The 15,051-nt window shown below is 72.3% G+C and carries 16 protein-coding genes; 8 read left to right on the forward strand and 8 right to left on the reverse strand.

The window, feature by feature from the left end; all coding sequences use genetic code 11:
* The first annotated feature begins 12 nt into the window (after positions 1–12).
* From QCD66_RS07535 to QCD66_RS07550, 4 genes are all read left to right on the forward strand, one after another.
* Positions 13–762 (forward strand): sugar isomerase domain-containing protein, encoded by a 750-nt coding sequence (locus QCD66_RS07535; RefSeq protein WP_375734324.1) that lies wholly within the window; start codon positions 13–15, stop codon positions 760–762.
* Positions 763–832: 70 nt separating this feature from the next.
* Complete coding sequence (locus QCD66_RS07540; RefSeq protein WP_357542734.1) at positions 833–1,336, forward strand: DUF6328 family protein; 504 nt, start codon at positions 833–835, stop codon at positions 1,334–1,336.
* 211 nt (positions 1,337–1,547) lie between these two features.
* Positions 1,548–3,524 (forward strand): acyl-CoA dehydrogenase family protein, encoded by a 1,977-nt coding sequence (locus tag QCD66_RS07545; protein WP_407567053.1) that lies wholly within the window; start codon positions 1,548–1,550, stop codon positions 3,522–3,524.
* Positions 3,525–3,588: 64 nt separating this feature from the next.
* Positions 3,589–4,446 carry a hypothetical protein gene (locus tag QCD66_RS07550; RefSeq protein ID WP_375734322.1) on the forward strand — a complete coding sequence of 286 codons (858 nt, stop codon included), beginning with the start codon at positions 3,589–3,591 and terminating at the stop codon, positions 4,444–4,446.
* A 20-nt stretch (positions 4,447–4,466) separates the two neighbouring features.
* Here the strand turns inward: QCD66_RS07550 and QCD66_RS07555 are convergent, their stop codons facing one another.
* The 7 genes from QCD66_RS07555 to QCD66_RS07585 form a co-directional block, all read right to left on the reverse strand.
* Positions 4,467–5,075 (reverse strand): hypothetical protein, encoded by a 609-nt coding sequence (locus tag QCD66_RS07555; protein ID WP_375734321.1) that lies wholly within the window; start codon positions 5,073–5,075, stop codon positions 4,467–4,469.
* 167 nt (positions 5,076–5,242) lie between these two features.
* A complete protein-coding gene (locus QCD66_RS07560) occupies positions 5,243–5,641 on the reverse strand; it encodes a Fur family transcriptional regulator (RefSeq protein ID WP_357542740.1) in 399 nt (132 codons plus the stop codon).
* 76 nt (positions 5,642–5,717) lie between these two features.
* Positions 5,718–6,017, reverse strand: a complete 300-nt coding sequence (locus tag QCD66_RS07565; protein WP_357542742.1) for a metalloregulator ArsR/SmtB family transcription factor — start codon at positions 6,015–6,017, stop codon at positions 5,718–5,720.
* A 73-nt stretch (positions 6,018–6,090) separates the two neighbouring features.
* Positions 6,091–6,969, reverse strand: coding sequence for a metal ABC transporter permease (locus QCD66_RS07570; protein WP_375734320.1), 879 nt, complete (start codon positions 6,967–6,969; stop codon positions 6,091–6,093).
* Positions 6,966–7,733: a metal ABC transporter ATP-binding protein gene (locus QCD66_RS07575; RefSeq protein WP_375734319.1), complete on the reverse strand. Its 768-nt coding sequence runs from the start codon at positions 7,731–7,733 to the stop codon at positions 6,966–6,968. The genes QCD66_RS07570 and QCD66_RS07575 overlap by 4 nt, the downstream gene beginning before the upstream one ends.
* 74 nt (positions 7,734–7,807) lie before the next feature.
* Complete coding sequence (locus QCD66_RS07580; protein WP_375734318.1) at positions 7,808–8,830, reverse strand: metal ABC transporter substrate-binding protein; 1,023 nt, start codon at positions 8,828–8,830, stop codon at positions 7,808–7,810.
* A gap of 153 nt (positions 8,831–8,983) precedes the next feature.
* Positions 8,984–9,241: a DUF6703 family protein gene (locus QCD66_RS07585; protein WP_375734317.1), complete on the reverse strand. Its 258-nt coding sequence runs from the start codon at positions 9,239–9,241 to the stop codon at positions 8,984–8,986.
* A 29-nt stretch (positions 9,242–9,270) separates the two neighbouring features.
* Here QCD66_RS07585 and QCD66_RS07590 point away from each other — a divergent pair, with 29 nt between their 5' ends.
* From QCD66_RS07590 to dusB, 4 genes are all read left to right on the forward strand, one after another.
* On the forward strand, positions 9,271–9,612 hold the full coding sequence (locus QCD66_RS07590; protein WP_357542752.1) for an antibiotic biosynthesis monooxygenase: 342 nt from the start codon (positions 9,271–9,273) through the stop codon (positions 9,610–9,612).
* Positions 9,613–9,674: 62 nt separating this feature from the next.
* A complete protein-coding gene (locus tag QCD66_RS07595; protein WP_357542754.1) occupies positions 9,675–10,232 on the forward strand; it encodes a hypothetical protein in 558 nt (185 codons plus the stop codon).
* Positions 10,233–10,363: 131 nt separating this feature from the next.
* Positions 10,364–11,743 carry a glycine--tRNA ligase gene (locus tag QCD66_RS07600; RefSeq protein WP_375734316.1) on the forward strand — a complete coding sequence of 460 codons (1,380 nt, stop codon included), beginning with the start codon at positions 10,364–10,366 and terminating at the stop codon, positions 11,741–11,743.
* 295 nt (positions 11,744–12,038) lie between these two features.
* Complete coding sequence (gene dusB, locus QCD66_RS07605; RefSeq protein ID WP_375734315.1) at positions 12,039–13,235, forward strand: tRNA dihydrouridine synthase DusB; 1,197 nt, start codon at positions 12,039–12,041, stop codon at positions 13,233–13,235.
* Positions 13,236–13,289: 54 nt separating this feature from the next.
* Here the strand turns inward: dusB and QCD66_RS07610 are convergent, their stop codons facing one another.
* Positions 13,290–15,029 carry a beta-N-acetylhexosaminidase gene (locus tag QCD66_RS07610; RefSeq protein WP_375734314.1) on the reverse strand — a complete coding sequence of 580 codons (1,740 nt, stop codon included), beginning with the start codon at positions 15,027–15,029 and terminating at the stop codon, positions 13,290–13,292.
* Positions 15,030–15,051 lie beyond the last annotated feature (22 nt).

Consider the following 15,051-nt stretch of genomic DNA (forward strand, 5'->3'; position numbering starts at 1 on the left):
CCCGGAGGACCGATGACCCTCAGCGCCGATGCCTACCTGTCCGTCGTCCGGTCGACGATCGACCGGGTCTCCGCCGGCCAGCGCGAAGCCGTCGAAGGGGCCGCCGACCTGATCGCCGCGGCGCTGGCCGCCGACGGGGTGGTGCACGCCTTCGGCACCGGCCACTCCGAGGCGCTCGCCATGGAGATCGCCGGCCGGGCCGGGGGACTGGTGCCCACCAACCGGGTGGCGCTGCGCGACGTGGTGATCCACGGCGGTGAGTCGCCGAGCGTGCTCGGGCCGACCCTCGAACGCGACCCGGCCGTCGCCCACCGCCTGCTCGACCTGCTGCCGGTGAGCCCTGCCGACGTCTTCGTCGTCGCCTCCAACTCCGGGGTCAACGGGGCGATCGTGGAGTTCGCCCAGCTCGTCAAGGAGCGCGGCCACGGCCTGATCGCGATCACCTCGCGGGAGCACTCGGCCGGCGTCGAGTCGCGGCACCCGTCCGGGCGCAAGCTCGCCGACCTCGCCGACGTGGTCCTCGACAACGGTGCCCCGTACGGGGACGCGACCCTGGAACTGCCCGGCGGCGGCGCGGTCGGCGCGGTCTCGTCGATCACCGCCGCCCTGCTGGCGCAGCAGATCGTGGTGGAGGTGGTGCGCCGGCTGGTCGACGCCGGGCAGACCCCGCCGGTCTACCTGTCGGCGAACATCCCGGCCGGCGACGCGCACAACGAGGAGTTGGAGCGGCGGTACGCCGGCCGGATCAGGCGCGGTAGCTGAGGTTGTTTCGTCACCCCTCCGCCGGGGCATTCACGAGCGTTGTCATCGGCGGGGTAACGGGAGGCGTCAGGTGGCCAAGGAGACCGAGAAACAGCGTTGGCAACGCAACTTCGCCGACCTGCTCCAGGAATTGCGCGTCGCGCAGACCGGCGTACAGATTCTCTTCGCCTTCCTGCTGACGCTGCCGTTCAGCAGCGGCTTCCCGGACACCACAGCGTTCCAGCGGGACGTCTACGTGGTGGCGCTGTTGTCCGCGGCCGGCGCCACCGCGCTGATCATCTCGCCGGTCGCGTTCCACCGGGCCCTGTTCCGGCAGGGCCGCAAGCCGGAACTGGTCCGGTACGCCCACGCCGTCGCCAGCGGTGGGCTGGGATTCATGCTGATCGCGATGGTCAGTTCGGTACTGCTGATCACCGACTTCATCCTGCCCCGGCCGGTCGCCTTCATCCTCAGTGGCATCACCGCGATCTTCTTCCTCGTCTACTGGGCCGGCCTGCCGTTCCTGCGACGCAACTGGGGCGACGGGGACGAGGACGACCTCGACGACGAGGAGGCCCCCACCTCGACCCGGTGAATCGGCCACGCCAGGCTTTGCCGGCGTCGGATTGGTGATCGTCTGCTGTTGAGGCGGTCGACACACCGAGTCGGAACTGTCTGAACAGCAGACGACCACTGGATGGCTGTCTTGTTCAGATGCTGAATCAACAGACCCTTTCCTGGGTATTACCGGTCAGTAGCGTGATGGGAAGCAGCACGCTGAGCCGTACCCGGAGGAGGGGGTTGCCGTGACGACGACGCAGGACGAACGCCCGGCGGCGGGTGGGATCGACGGCGGTGCCGGGCCACTGCCGAAGGAGGCCGGCCAGGTCTCGGAGAAGGAGGCCCGGCAGGTCGCGGAGGCAGCCCGGGAAACCGAGTGGGGCAAGCCCAGCTTCGGCAAGGAACTCTTCCTCGGCCGGCTCCGGCTCGACCTGATCGACCCGTGGCCGCGACCGGACCCGGAGCAGGTGGCCAAGGCCGACGACTTCCTCGCCCGGCTCGGCGAGTACGTCCGTACCGAGGTCGACGGCGCACAGATCGAACGCGACGCCCGCATCCCCGACGAGGTCTTCCGCGGCCTCGGCCGGCTCGGCGCCTTCGGCATGAAGATCGACGAGGAGTACGGCGGCCTCGGCCTGTCCAACCTGCACTACTGCCGGGCGCTGATGCTGGCCGGCTCGGTCAGCCCGGCGATCGGCGCGCTGCTGTCGGCACACCAGTCGATCGGCGTACCGCAGCCGCTGAAGATGTTCGGTAGCGTTGAGCAGAAGAAGCGCTTCCTGCCGCGACTCGCCGCCGGTGAGGTGTCCGCGTTCCTGCTCACCGAGCCCGACGTCGGCTCCGACCCGGCCCGGCTCGGCGCGACCGCCGAACCCGTCGAGGGCGGCTTCAAGCTCAACGGCGTCAAGCTGTGGGCCACCAACGGCACCGTCGCCACCCTGCTGGTGGTGATGGCCCGGGTGCCGGCGACCGACGGGCAGCGGGGCGGCATCACCGCCTTCGTCGTCGAGGGCGACTCGCCGGGCATCACCGTCGAACGGCGCAACGAGTTCCTCGGCCTGCGCGGCCTGGAGAACAGCGTGACCCGTTTCCATGACGTGTTCGTACCGGCCGACCAGGTCATCGGCGGTGTCGGCAAGGGACTCAAGATCGCCCTGACCACGCTGAACACCGGCCGGCTGTCGCTGCCCGCGATGTGCGTCGGCGCCGGCAAGTGGTCGCTGAACGTGGCCCGCGAATGGGCCGCCGAACGGGTCCAGTGGGGCCGCCCGGTCGGCGAGCACGAGGCGGTCGCCAAGAAACTGTCCTTCATCGCCGCCAGCACGTACGGCATGGAGACGATGCTCGACCTGTGCTGCATGCTCGCCGACGACGACCGCAACGACATCCGGATCGAGGCGGCCCTGGTCAAGCTCTACGCCAGCGAACTCGCCTGGCAGGTCGCCGACGAACTCGTCCAGATCCGCGGCGGCCGCGGCTACGAGACCGCCGACTCGCTCGCGGCCCGCGGCGAGCGGCCGGCCGCCGTCGAGCAGATCCTGCGCGACCTGCGGATCAACCGGATCTTCGAGGGCTCCACCGAGATCATGCACCTGCTGATCGCCCGCGAGGCCGTCGACGCCCACCTGTCGGTCGCCGGCGACATCATCGACCCGGACGCCGACCTGACCCGCAAGGCCCGGGCCGGCGCCCGGGCCGGCGCCTTCTACGCCCGCTGGCTGCCGACCCTCGCGGTCGGCCGTGGCCAGACCCCGACCGGGTACGCCGAGTACGGCCCGCTCGCCGGCCACCTGCGATACGCCGAGCGGACGTCGCGCAAACTCGCCCGCTCCACGTTCTACGCGATGTCGCGCTGGCAGGGCCGGATGGAGCGTAAGCAGGCGTTCCTGGCCCGGATCGTCGACATCGGCGCGGAACTGTTCGCGATGGCGGCGACCTGTGTGCGGGCCAAGGCCGAGCGGGAGACCCGGCCGGAGGGAATGGAACTGGCCGACCTGTTCTGCCGGCAGGCCCGGCTGCGTGCCGAACGGCTCTTCGCCGAGTTGTGGGACAACACCGACTCGATCGACGTGAAGGCGGCGAAACGGATCCTCGGCGGCCGGTACGCGTTCCTGGAGGACGGGGTGGTGACCCCGGCCACCGACGTCGACCAGGTGGCCGCCTGGGAGCCGGGACCGGCCACGGTGCGTGACGTCCGCCGCCGCATCCCGCCGGCCGACTGACCGGTGGCGCCGCGCGTCCGGTGAAAGGCCGATGCCGGGCGTGCGGCGCCGATATCGTCACCGCATGGTGGGCGGCATCGGCGAAGGATCGACCTGGTGGGCACGGGCGTCGGGCTCGCGCTGGGGCGAGGCGTTCGCGGTTCTCGGCCTGACGGGGGCGGTGCTGCTCCTCGCCCGGCACCTGCGGCCACTGACCTGGGAGTTGGGCGGCTGGCTCAGGTTCGGCACCGACATGTCCGCCCCCGATCCGACCCCGGTGATCTGGCTGTGCCTGGTGGTGTGGGCCGCGGTCGTCGCGGCGATCCTTGCGAACCGGCCGCTGGTGGCAGCGGCGGCGGCGTGGTTCGGGGTGTCGGCCGACGCGCTGCGCCTGGTCCTGATGTCCCGCTGGGCGGGCGAGTTGGCCTGGTGGTCGATCCTTCTGGCGCTGCTGCTGGCCGGGGTGCTGAGCGTGGCCGCCCTGAGCCGTCGGACCGGCTCCGCACTGCTGGGCCACGGGCGTACGGCCCTGGTCGTCGGCGCCGGAGTGGTCGCCGCGTCCGCGCCGATGGCGGAATCGCTGCTCTGGGTACGGGACGGCGGTCTGCTCACCCTGGACCTACGCCGGAGTGCCATGTTGGCGGGGGCGACGTACCTGGTGGTCGCCGTACTGCTCCTGCCCGCCGTCGCCGGTGGCCGGCCACCCGTACGGCGACGGGTGTTCGCGCTCCTGCTGCCGATCGTCACCCTGCTCGTCGTCGCGCAACTCTCCTTCGATCAGGCGTTCTCCGGGCTGATCCCCGCGGCCGGACCGCTGCCGTCCGGTATCGCGGGACTGGTCACCGCGCCTGCGCTGGCCCTGCTCGTCCTGGCCAGCGGGGTGGCCGTGGTCCGGTTCGTCGAACGGACCCACCCGGCCGACGTCGCCGTACCACGGCCGTGAGGTCTACCACCGGCGGCCGGTCAGCGCTTGCCGGGGCGCAGGCCGAGGCCGCGTAGCTCCAGGGCGGCCAGCGCCTCCACTGTGGCGTCGTCGCCGCGCCGCCAGGCCTCGGCCACGTCCGGGTCGATCCGGGTGAGCCGGCCCAGCGGCTGGGAGACCAGCGCCCGCAGGGCGAGCAGGTCCCGGCCGGCCGGCGCCGTCCGCAGCGCCCGCGCGGCGGTCGCCCGCCGGATCCACCGCACCCGCAGCGGCAGCCAGCCGAAGAGCACCAGCCCCAGCGGGAAGATCAGCACCGCGACTGCGAGGGCGAGCGCCAGGTCGCCGACGAGGTCCTGCTGCTCGCGACCGGCGTCGGCCATCGAGCGGGCCGCCTCGGCCGCCCGCTCGAACGGCGCGGTCAGCTCGTCGCCGACGATCGGCACCCGGCCGACCTTGCCGCTGGCGTCGGCCAGGTTGTCGGCCAGGCCGCCGCCGGCCCCCGCCAGCTTCTGCCCGGGTACGGCGAGCTTCTGCACCAGGTCGTGCAGCCACATGGCGGCCCGGACGGCGGCGTAGACCCAGACGACGACGAGTACGTCGGTGACGAACTGCCGCAGGGCGGTCGGGAAGCGGTCAGCGTAGATCTTCACGCCGCACAGCGTGCCGCAACCGGTGCCGTTTCGCAGCACTGCCGCGTGGCGGTGTCGGGGCAGCCCTGATCGTTTGCGGTTAAGGCGTTGTCCGCCCGGCGTGTCGTCGGCCTGTGCGGCAGACGATCATCGCAGTGCCGGCCGGCGGCGCGGGTCAGCGGCGCGGGTCAGCGGCGGCACTCCGGGCAGGTACCGAAGATCTCCAGGGTGTGGCTCACGTCGGCGTATCCGTGCTGGGCGGCGACCCGCTCCGCCCACGTCTCGACGGCCGGCCCCTCGACCTCGACCGTACGGCCGCACGACCGGCAGACGAGGTGGTGGTGATGGCCCTCGCTGCACCGGCGGTAGAGGTGCTCGCCGCCCGGCGGACGCATCACGTCGACCTCGCCGGCGTCGGCAAGGCCCTGCAGGGTGCGGTAGACGGTGGTCAGGCCGACCCGCTCGCCCCGGTCGCGGAGCATGCCGTGCAGTTCCTGGGCGCTGTGGAAGCCCTCGACCTCGGCGAGCAGGGCGCTGACCGCGCTGCGCTGCCGGGTGTTGCGGGTCGCGGTGGCGTCACCGGTCATGTTGACATCTCCTCGCTCCGACCGGTCCCGTGGCGGCGGTGACGGGTGGGGGTGCCGACGCCCGACGGTAGCGCGTTCACCGCGCTTCCCGAGCATGGCTGACCGCGTCGGCGACGATGTGGGCGACATGTTCGTCGACGAGAGCGTAGGCGATTTCCCGGCCGCGCCGCGAGCCGCGTACGACACCGGCCCCGCGCAGCACCCGCAGGTGCTGGGAGACCAGGGGTTGCGGGGCGCCCAGCGTCTCGACGAGTTCGTGGACGCAGCGCTCGCCGCCGGCCAGTTCGGTCACGATGGCGACCCGGATCGGAGCGGACAGGGCGCGCAGGAGTTCGCCGGCGCCCTCGTACGCCTCGTAGCCGTTCCCGGTCGTCATGCCGTAACGGTAACCAATGTCGTCGGGCCGCGGCCCGGCACCGTCGGCGAGCCCGACCGGGATGGCCGCCGGGTCAGTGCTTCAGTACGACTTCCGGCGGCTCGACCTCGGCGACCGGCGCGGCGGCGGGGGCCGTACGGCGGCGCAGCGACCGCCACACCGCCGACCCGACGGCGATGCCGAGGAACGCGGCGATCGCCAGGACCACGATCGTCGCGCCGAGCGCGGTGTTGGCCTGCGCGGCCAGCCAGACGCCGGAGCCGGCGCTGAGCAGGCCGAGCGCCATCGCGAGGGCCATGGTGGCCTTGAAGCCCCGGGTGACCTGCTGCGCCGCCGCCACGGGTACGACCATCATGGCGCTGATCAGCAGCAGCCCGACGGTACGCATCGCGATCGTCACGGTCACCGCCGTGGTCACCGCGATCAGCAGGTTCAGTGCCCGGACCGGCAGCCCCGACACCCGGGCGTACTCCTCGTCGTGGCAGATGGCGAACAGCGCCGGACGCAGCAGCACCATCGCCACCAGGACCGCCGCCGCCAGCCCGACGATCACCCACAGGTCCTGGGCGCTGGTGGTGGTGAGCGAGCCGAACAGGTATGCCATCAGGTTGGCGTTGCTGCGGTCGGCGGACAGGCCGACGAGCATCACGCCGCCGGCGATGCCGCCGTAGAAGAGCAGGGCGAGGGCCATGTCGCCGGAGGTGCGGCCGCGCTCGCGGAGCAGTTCGATGGCGATCGCCCCGGCGGCCGCGACCAGCACCGCGGTGACCACGGGGGAGCGGTCGAGCAGCAGGCCGACGCCGACCCCGGTCAGCGCCACGTGGCCGACCCCGTCGCCGATCAGCGACATCCGGCGCTGTACGAGGTAGATGCCGAGGGCGGGGGCGGCCAGCCCGATGACGAGCGCCCCGACCAGGGCACGGATCATGAAGTCGTACTGGAAGAGGCTCATCGTCCCCACGTCCCGGCCGTCGGCGGCTCCTCGTCGGCGTGCGGATGCACGTGGTCGTGGCCGGGTACCGCGTGGTGTCCGGCCGGCGCCGGCACCGGCCCGTCGTGCGCGATCCCACCGTCGTGTACGACGACCGCCCGGCCGACCAGCGGGTGCAGCGGCCCCAGTTCGTGGGCGACCAGCAGCACGGTCCCGCCACCGGCGTTGAATCCGCGCAGTGCCTCGGCGAACGCCTCCTGGCTGGCCGCGTCGACCCCGGCGGTCGGCTCGTCGAGGACCAGTGCCTCGGGCTCGCCGGCCAGCGCGCGGGCGATCAGGGTGCGCTGTTGCTGCCCGCCGGAGAGGGTGGCGACCGGGTCACCGGCCCGCTCGGCGAGCCCGACCGCGGTCAGCGCCGCCGTCACCGCCCGGCGGTCGGCGGCCCCGGCCGGCCGCAGTACGCCCCGACGGGCCAGCCGGCCGGAGGCGACGACCTCGCCGACCGTGGCCGGTACGCCGCTGCCCGCCCCGATCCGCTGCGGCACGTAGCCGATCCGCCGCCACTGCCGGAACCGGCGCAGCGGCGTACCGAAGAGGTCGACCGTGCCGCCCGTCAGCGGCACCAGGCCGAGGATGGCGCGGACCAGGGTGGACTTGCCCGACCCGTTGGCGCCGAGGATGGCGACCACCTCGCCGGGGGCCACCGTCAGGGAGACGTCCCGCAGCACGGGGCGGCCGTCGTAGGCGACCACCCCGTGCCGGACGTCGACAACCGCCGTGCTCACCGCACCACCGTACGGTGCGTCCGGCCGTACCCGGTGGCGCGGGTCGAGGGTGGCCGGGCTGGTCGGTCCAGGTGTCACGAGCAGCCGAGGGCGGGCTTGAGGGTGGCCAGGTTGGTGCGCATCACCGACAGGTAGTCGCCGGTGCTGCCGGCCTGGAGGCCTTCGAGCGGGTCGAGGACCGCCGTCTGTGCCCCGACCTCGCGGGCGATCGTCTCGGCGACCTTGGGACTGACCAGCGTCTCGAAGAAGATCGTGGTGGCGCCGTGGAGCTTGGCCTCCTCGGTCACCTCGGCCAGCCGCTGCGGCGACGGCTCGTCCTCCGGGGTGAGACCGGTGATGCCGATCTGCTCCAGCTTGTAACGGTCGGCGAGGTAGCCGAACGCGCTGTGACTGGTCACCAGTTCCCGGCGCTGGCAGGTCGCCAGGCCCTGCTCGTACTCCTGGTCCAGGGCGGTCAACTCGGTGCGCAGCGCCTGGGCGCGGGCGGTGTAGTCGGCGGCCCGGTCGGCGTCGGCCGCGCCGAGCCGCTTGGCGAACTCGTCGGCGACGGTGGCCAGCCGGCTCGGGTCGAGCCAGAAGTGCAGGTCCTTGCCTCCGCTGTCGTGGTCGTGCCCGTCCTCCTCGGCGGCCGGCGGCTCGGGGCTCGCCTCGTCCCCGTGGCCGTGGTCGTGGTCGTCGTGCCCGTCCTCGCCCTCGTGGTCGTGGTCGTGGCCGCCGGCGGCGGCGTCGAGCAGCGGTACGGCGGTCGCGACGTCGAAGGCCCGGTCGCCCGCCTGCTGGGTCACCGCCTCGTCGACGGCGGGCTGGAAGCCCTTGAGATAGATCACCAGCTTGGCGTCGGTGAGCTGACCGACCTGCTGCGGGTTGAGTTCGAGGTCGTGCGACTCGGCGCCGGGCTTGACGAGGTTGGTGACGGCGACGGCGTCGCCGCCGACCCGCTCGGCGACGAACTGGAGCGGATAGAAGGCGGCGACGACGTCGATCCGGTTGCCGTCGGCACCGGCCGACGAGTCGTCGCCGCACGCGGCAGCCCCGCCCAGCACGAGCAGGGCGGCGGCGCAGGTGGCGGCGATACGGGGGGTGGAGCGTGCAAACATGCCCCAACTCTCACGACAATGAGAATGATTGTCAAAAACGCATGGGTGCATACGGCCGCCCGGCCCGCCCTTGATCGTCGTGATCAGGGAGCTAGACGGCCGGCGCGCCGGCGACACGCGCGACTCGGTCCCTGATCACGCGGATCACCGGGATTAGAGGATCTTCAGGAGGGCTGCCGCCAGGAGCAGGGCTATGGCGGCCAGACGGAGGACGCGGGTGCCCGGCGGCTGGATCGGCCAGGTCAGGACCAGCAGCGCCACCAGGGCGGCGGCCAGCACCAGCAGGATGCCGCCGCCGATGATGCCCGGCGCGAGAAGCCCGACCAGCATGAGCGCCAGCGCCGCCAGGAAGGCCGCCGTCGGATTGATCCGGGCGAGTCGGGCGGGCACGCCGCGGTGCGTAGGCTGCATCCGACACATGCTACGAGGAGGCTGACATCTTGCTGGTGCTGAACCGCTTCGTCGTCGACGAGGACGGCGCCGGGACGTTCGCCGACCGGGCCCACGCCGCCCTGGCCGCCCTCGCCCGCCGGCCCGGATACCGGCGCGGCGAACTCGTCCGCGCCCTCGACGACCCCACGTACTGGAGCCTGCTCACCGAATGGGAGTCGGTCGGGGCGTACCGTCGCGCCCTCGGCGACTTCGATGTCAAGATCACCGCGATTCCGCTGCTGGCCGAGTCGGTCGACGAGCCGTCGGCGTACGAGTCGCTGGCCACCGCCGCCCCGGGCGGCGAGGTCGTGGTCGGCACGAGCGACCGGGCCGCGAACCCCGGCCGCTGAAGCGGGTCGGCGGCACCGGCCGTGCCACACCGGGCGCGCGCACGGGCATTACCCTTGCTGTCATGACCACTCCCGGACCGGCGGGCCCGCCGCTGCCGTACGCCGTACCCGCTGGTCAGGGTGGATCGACCGTGCCTCCCGGCGGGGCGGCACCGGCGGGTCCCGGCGTCGCGCCGCCGTTCGCCGCGCCACCGACCGAGGGGCGGACCGCCCGGCTGTGGTGGGGTCTCGGTGCCGCCGCGCTCGCCGTGGCACTGTGCTGCGGCGGCGGCGCGGTGGCGTTCGTGGGACTGGCGGTCAGCGGCACGCAGGCGCTCAACGAGCAGGCCGGCGCCGTCGTCGGCGACTACTTCGACGCCGTCACCGACGGGGACTACGACCGGGCCTACTCGCTGCTGTGCCGGCGGGAGCAGCAGCGCGAGCCGATCCTGCGGTTCCGCACCCGGCTCGCCACCGAACCCAGGCTGACCAACTACCAGGTCGGCGACCTGGAGATCACCGACGAACTCGAGGTGCCGGTCGACGTCACCTATGCCGAGGGCGGCAGCGGCCGGGTGTGGGTGTCGCTGGCGCAGAACACCGGTACGGGCGAATTCGAGGTCTGCGGCATCGGCCAGTAATCTCGGTGGGCCGCGCCGATAACCGCGGCACCGGCAGATCCGTTGTCCAACGGAACCGTCGCCCGAACAGAACCGTCCCGCACCTAGTCGTGCCACGTCCCCGCCGGCCGCCAGCCGGCGTAGGAGGAACCATGCCAGCCGACCGTATCGACGCCATCGTCAGCCTCGCCAAGCGCCGGGGTTTCGTCTTTCCCTCCAGCGAGATCTACGGAGGCACCCGATCGGCGTGGGACTACGGCCCGCTCGGTGTCGAACTCAAGGAGAACGTCCGCCGGCAGTGGTGGAAGACGATGGTGCAGCAGCGTGACGACATCGTCGGGCTCGACTCCGCGGTGATCCTGTCCCGCGACGTGTGGGCCGCCTCCGGGCACCTCGACGCGTTCGTCGACCCGCTGACCGAGTGCCAGTCCTGCCACAAGCGGTTCCGCGCCGACCACCTCGAAGAGGCGTACGAGGCCAGGCAGGGCCGGCCGCCGGCCGGGCTCGCCGAACTGAACTGCCCGAACTGCGGCAACAAGGGCACCTTCACCGAGCCGCGGATGTTCAACGGGCTGATGAAGACCTACCTCGGTCCGGTGGAGAGCGAAGAGGGCCTGCACTACCTGCGGCCGGAGACGGCACAGGGCATCTTCGTCAACTACAACAACGTCGCCACCGCGGCCCGCAAGAAGCCGCCGTTCGGTATCGCCCAGGTCGGCAAGTCGTTCCGCAACGAGATCACGCCGGGCAACTTCATCTTCCGCACCCGCGAATTCGAGCAGATGGAGATGGAGTTCTTCGTCGAGCCCGGATCCGACGAGCAGTGGCACGAATACTGGCTCCAGGAACGTTGGAACTGGTATCTCGACCTCGGGTTGAGCGAGTCGAACCTGCGGTTCTACGAGCACCCGAAGGAGAAGCTGTCGCACTATTCGAAGCGGACCGTCGACATCGAATACCGCTTCCTCTTCGGCGGCACCGAGTTCTCCGAACTGGAGGGCATCGCCAACCGGACCGACTTCGACCTCACCACGCACAGCAAGCACTCCGGCGTCGACCTGTCGTACTTCGACCAGGAGAAGCAGGAGCGTTGGGTGCCGTACGTCATCGAGCCGGCCGCCGGCCTCACCCGGGCCGTGCTGGCGTTCCTGCTCGAGGCGTACGACGAGGACGAGGCGCCGAACACCAAGGGCGGCGTCGACAAGCGGACCGTGATGCGCTTCGACCCCCGGCTGGCGCCGGTCAAGGTCGCCGTACTGCCGCTGTCGCGTAACCCCGACCTGTCGCCGAAGGCCCGCGACCTGAGCACGACGCTGCGCAAGCGCTGGGTGGTGGAGTTCGACGACTCGCAGGCGATCGGCCGCCGCTACCGCCGGCAGGACGAGATCGGTACCCCGTTCTGCGTCACCGTCGACTTCGAGACCCTCGACGACAACGCCGTCACCGTCCGCGACCGCGACACGATGACCCAGGAGCGGGTGTCCCTGGACCAGGTCGAGCGCTACCTGCTCGACCGCCTTCCCGGCTGCTGACCCGCGCCGGCCGGGCTGAGGCCGGTCCGTGCCGCCGCCCGGCTCACGGCGCTTCGTGCCGCCGGCCGGCGGCGCTGCCGGCGACGGAGTGGTGGTCGTGCGGCCCACAGCGAATTCAGTGTGAGAACAGCGAATTCGCTGTGGGCCACGACAGTGACCCGGCCCCGGCCCCCAGGCGGGCGGTGGGACCACCCCCGCCGGGCGGCGGAGCACCCTGGCCGGCGGGCACCGGCGGACCAGTTCGGCCGGGGCGGCCCGGTTCGTCGTCGGGCGTGCGACGTGGAATCCTCGTACGGTGACCACGACCGCCCCCGCCGCCGTCCGCCCGCTGACCCTCGGGCCACACCAGGTGTGGCCGCCGGTCGTGCTGGCGCCGATGGCCGGCATCACCAACGTGGCGTTCCGTCGCCTCTGCCGTGAGCAGGGCGGCGGGATCTACGTCTGCGAGATGATCACCACCCGGGCGCTGGTCGAGAAGAACCCGAAGACGCTGAGGATGATCGCGTTCGGCTCCGACGAGCGCCCGCGCAGCCTCCAGCTCTACGGCACCGACCCGGAGATCACCGCGGCGGCCGTGCGGATGGTGGTCGAACGCGACCTCGCCGACCACGTCGACCTCAACTTCGGCTGCCCGGTACCCAAGGTCACCCGCCGGGGCGGCGGTGCGGCGCTGCCGTGGCGGCACCGGCTCTTCGCCCGGATCGTGCGCGGCGCGGTGGAGGCGGCGGCACCGGCCGGAATCCCGGTCACCGTCAAGATGCGCAAGGGCATCGACGACGACCACCTGACGTACGTCGAGGCCGGGCTCGCCGCCCAGGACGCCGGGGTGGCCGCGGTCGCCCTGCACGGCCGGACCGCCGCCCAGCGCTACTCGGGCACGGCCGACTGGGACGCGATCGGCACCCTCAAGCAGGCGCTGGACGTGCCGGTGCTCGGCAACGGCGACATCTGGGAGGCCGACGACGCGCTGCGGATGGTCGCGCACACCGGCGCCGACGGTGTGGTCGTCGGCCGGGGCTGCCTGGGCCGGCCGTGGCTCTTCGCCGACCTGGAGGCGGCGTTCGACGCCCGGCGCGCGGTCGGGGAGGTGCCCGGCGGCATCCCGGCGACGAAGCCCGTGCTGCCCGATCTCGGCCAGGTGGCGGCGATCATGCGCCGGCACGCCGAACTCCTGGTCGAGTGGTTCGGCGGCCGGTGGGAGCCGGAGCGCGACGGTTGCACCGACTTCCGCAAGCACGTGGCCTGGTATCTCAAGGGGTTCTCGGTCGGCTCGGAGCTGCGCCGGTCGCTGGCGATGATCTCCAGCCTGGCCGAACTCGACGACCTCCTCGCCCGGCTCGACCCGACCGAGCCGTTCCCGACCGCGGTCCTCGGCCAGCCGCGCGGGCGGACCAACTCGCCGGGCAAGGTGCACCTGCCGGACGGCTGGCTCGCCGACCGGGACAGCGCCGCCGTCCCGGCCGGCGCCGAACTCGACGACTCCGGCGGCTGAGCCTCAAAGGACGGCCGGCGGCTGAGCCTCTGGGTGGCCTGCGGGCTGAGCCCTCTAGGTCGCCTGCGGCTGAGCCGGTGCCTGGGCGGCCGAGGGAACGTCGCCGGCCGCCGGCCAGGGGATCTGCGGGGAGCGGTGGAAGGTGATACCGGCGGCGGTCCAGCGTGGTGCCTGTGCGGCCAGCCGGCGGGCGAACCCGGTCCAGTCCCGGCTGCCGGCCGGTGACCAGCCCAGCTCGGCGACCGCCGCCAGGCGGGGGAAGAGCATCAGCTCGACCTCGGCCATCGTGGTGACCGACTCGGTCCACAGCGGGGCCTCGACGCCGAGTACGGCCGACTCCGGCACCCCCGCGAGGAAGCTGCCCGGGTCCCAGTCGTACGCGTCGCGTACCTCCAGCAGCCCGGCCCAGTCGTGGCCGACCGGGGTGTCGGGGGCGTACTTCATGTCGAGGTAGACGCGGTTGGCGGGGGAGAGCACCACCCGGGCACCCCGCCGGACGGCGTCGGTGACGGTGTCGTCGCTGTCCGACGTACCCCAGAACTGGACGACCCGACCCGGGCTGTGCGTGGTGACGGCGAGCTGGTGCCAGCCCATCACGGTCTTGCCGGTCGCGACGACCAGCGGCTGGGTCTTGGCCATGAAGGTGGCGTAGTCGTCGGCCGGCACCTTGAACGCCTCGTCGCCGCCGATGTGCAGGTAGGGGCCGGGGGTGAGGGCGGCGATCTCGGTGAACACGTCGTGCAGGAAGTCGTAGGTGGTCTCGCTGTGCACGGCGAGCGCGCTGAAACCGACCTCGGTGCCGGTGTAGCGCGGCGGGGAGGTCCGGTCCGGGCTCAGCTCGGCGTACGCGGCCAGCGCGGCGTTCGTGTGCCCCGGTACGTCGATCTCGGGGACGACGGTGATGGCGCGGGTGGCGGCGTACTCGACGATCCGCCGGTAGTCGGCCTTGCTGTAGTGGCCGCCGGGCCCGTCGCCGACCTCGCCGGCGCCGCCGTACTCGCCGAGCAGGGGCCAGTTGTCGATCGCGATCCGCCAGCCCTGGTCGTCGGTGAGGTGCAGGTGCAGGTGGTTGATCTTGTAGAGGGCGATCAGGTCGATGAACCGGAGCACGTCGGCGACCGGCCGGAAGTGCCGGGCGACGTCGAGCATCGCCCCCCGGTAGGCGAACCGGGGGTGGTCGACGACCCGCCCGGCGGGCACGGTCCACGGGCCGGGGCCGGCGGCACCGCCCTCCACCTGCGCGGGCAGCAGTTGCCGCAGGGTCTGGGTGCCGTGGAACAGGCCGGCGGCCGTACGGGCGGCGACGGTGACGCCGTCGGCGGTCACGTCGAGGCGGTAGCCCTCGCCGTGCTCGGGTACCCCGTCACGGGCGAAGCGCAGCCGGATCTGGCCGGGGCCGTCGTCGGCCACGACCGGCACCGGGTGCCCGGTCGCCCGGCGCAGCACGGCGGCGAGGTGCTCCGCGACCGCGACGGCGACCGGGGCCGGGTGGGTGTGGACGGCCGTGTCGGCGGTCAGGGTCCAGTGCTCCCCGCCGACCGGCTCCACGCTGACCGGTGCGGGCACCAGATCGGCGTAGGTCGGTAGCTCATTCGAGGGAACGGGACGGGGACGGGGGGCAACGGGCGACACGGGTGTTCTCCCTGCGTATGTGGTCGTGCGTGCGTGGACGTGCGTGTGGGAACGCTTCCAGGAACCGCAGTAATCGCGGTTAGTGCCGACCAGTGTGCCAATTGTCACCGAATGCTGCCACGTCACCCCGGCGTCGCTTAGCCTTCGCCCACCAATGGCCATTGGTTCCCTGATACGAAACTCG

The organism is Polymorphospora sp. A560 (genome assembly GCF_045781765.1).
GTDB classification, from domain to species: Bacteria; Actinomycetota; Actinomycetes; order Mycobacteriales; family Micromonosporaceae; genus Polymorphospora; species Polymorphospora lycopeni.

Bases quoted from the DNA above. Each gene is read 5' to 3' on its own strand.
- QCD66_RS07595 (WP_357542754.1), top strand. From the start codon at position 9,675: ATGACCACTCCCGGACCGGCGGGCCCGCCGCTGCCGTACGCCGTACCC.
- QCD66_RS07580 (WP_375734318.1), bottom strand. From the start codon at position 8,830: ATGTTTGCACGCTCCACCCCCCGTATCGCCGCCACCTGCGCCGCCGCC.
- QCD66_RS07610 (WP_375734314.1), bottom strand. From the start codon at position 15,029: ATGGCCATTGGTGGGCGAAGGCTAAGCGACGCCGGGGTGACGTGGCAG.
- QCD66_RS07535 (WP_375734324.1), top strand. From the start codon at position 13: ATGACCCTCAGCGCCGATGCCTACCTGTCCGTCGTCCGGTCGACGATC.
- QCD66_RS07565 (WP_357542742.1), bottom strand. From the start codon at position 6,017: ATGACGACCGGGAACGGCTACGAGGCGTACGAGGGCGCCGGCGAACTC.
- QCD66_RS07585 (WP_375734317.1), bottom strand. From the start codon at position 9,241: ATGCAGCCTACGCACCGCGGCGTGCCCGCCCGACTCGCCCGGATCAAT.
- QCD66_RS07570 (WP_375734320.1), bottom strand. From the start codon at position 6,969: ATGAGCCTCTTCCAGTACGACTTCATGATCCGTGCCCTGGTCGGGGCG.
- QCD66_RS07550 (WP_375734322.1), top strand. From the start codon at position 3,589: ATGGTGGGCGGCATCGGCGAAGGATCGACCTGGTGGGCACGGGCGTCG.
- QCD66_RS07560 (WP_357542740.1), bottom strand. From the start codon at position 5,641: ATGACCGGTGACGCCACCGCGACCCGCAACACCCGGCAGCGCAGCGCG.
- QCD66_RS07600 (WP_375734316.1), top strand. From the start codon at position 10,364: ATGCCAGCCGACCGTATCGACGCCATCGTCAGCCTCGCCAAGCGCCGG.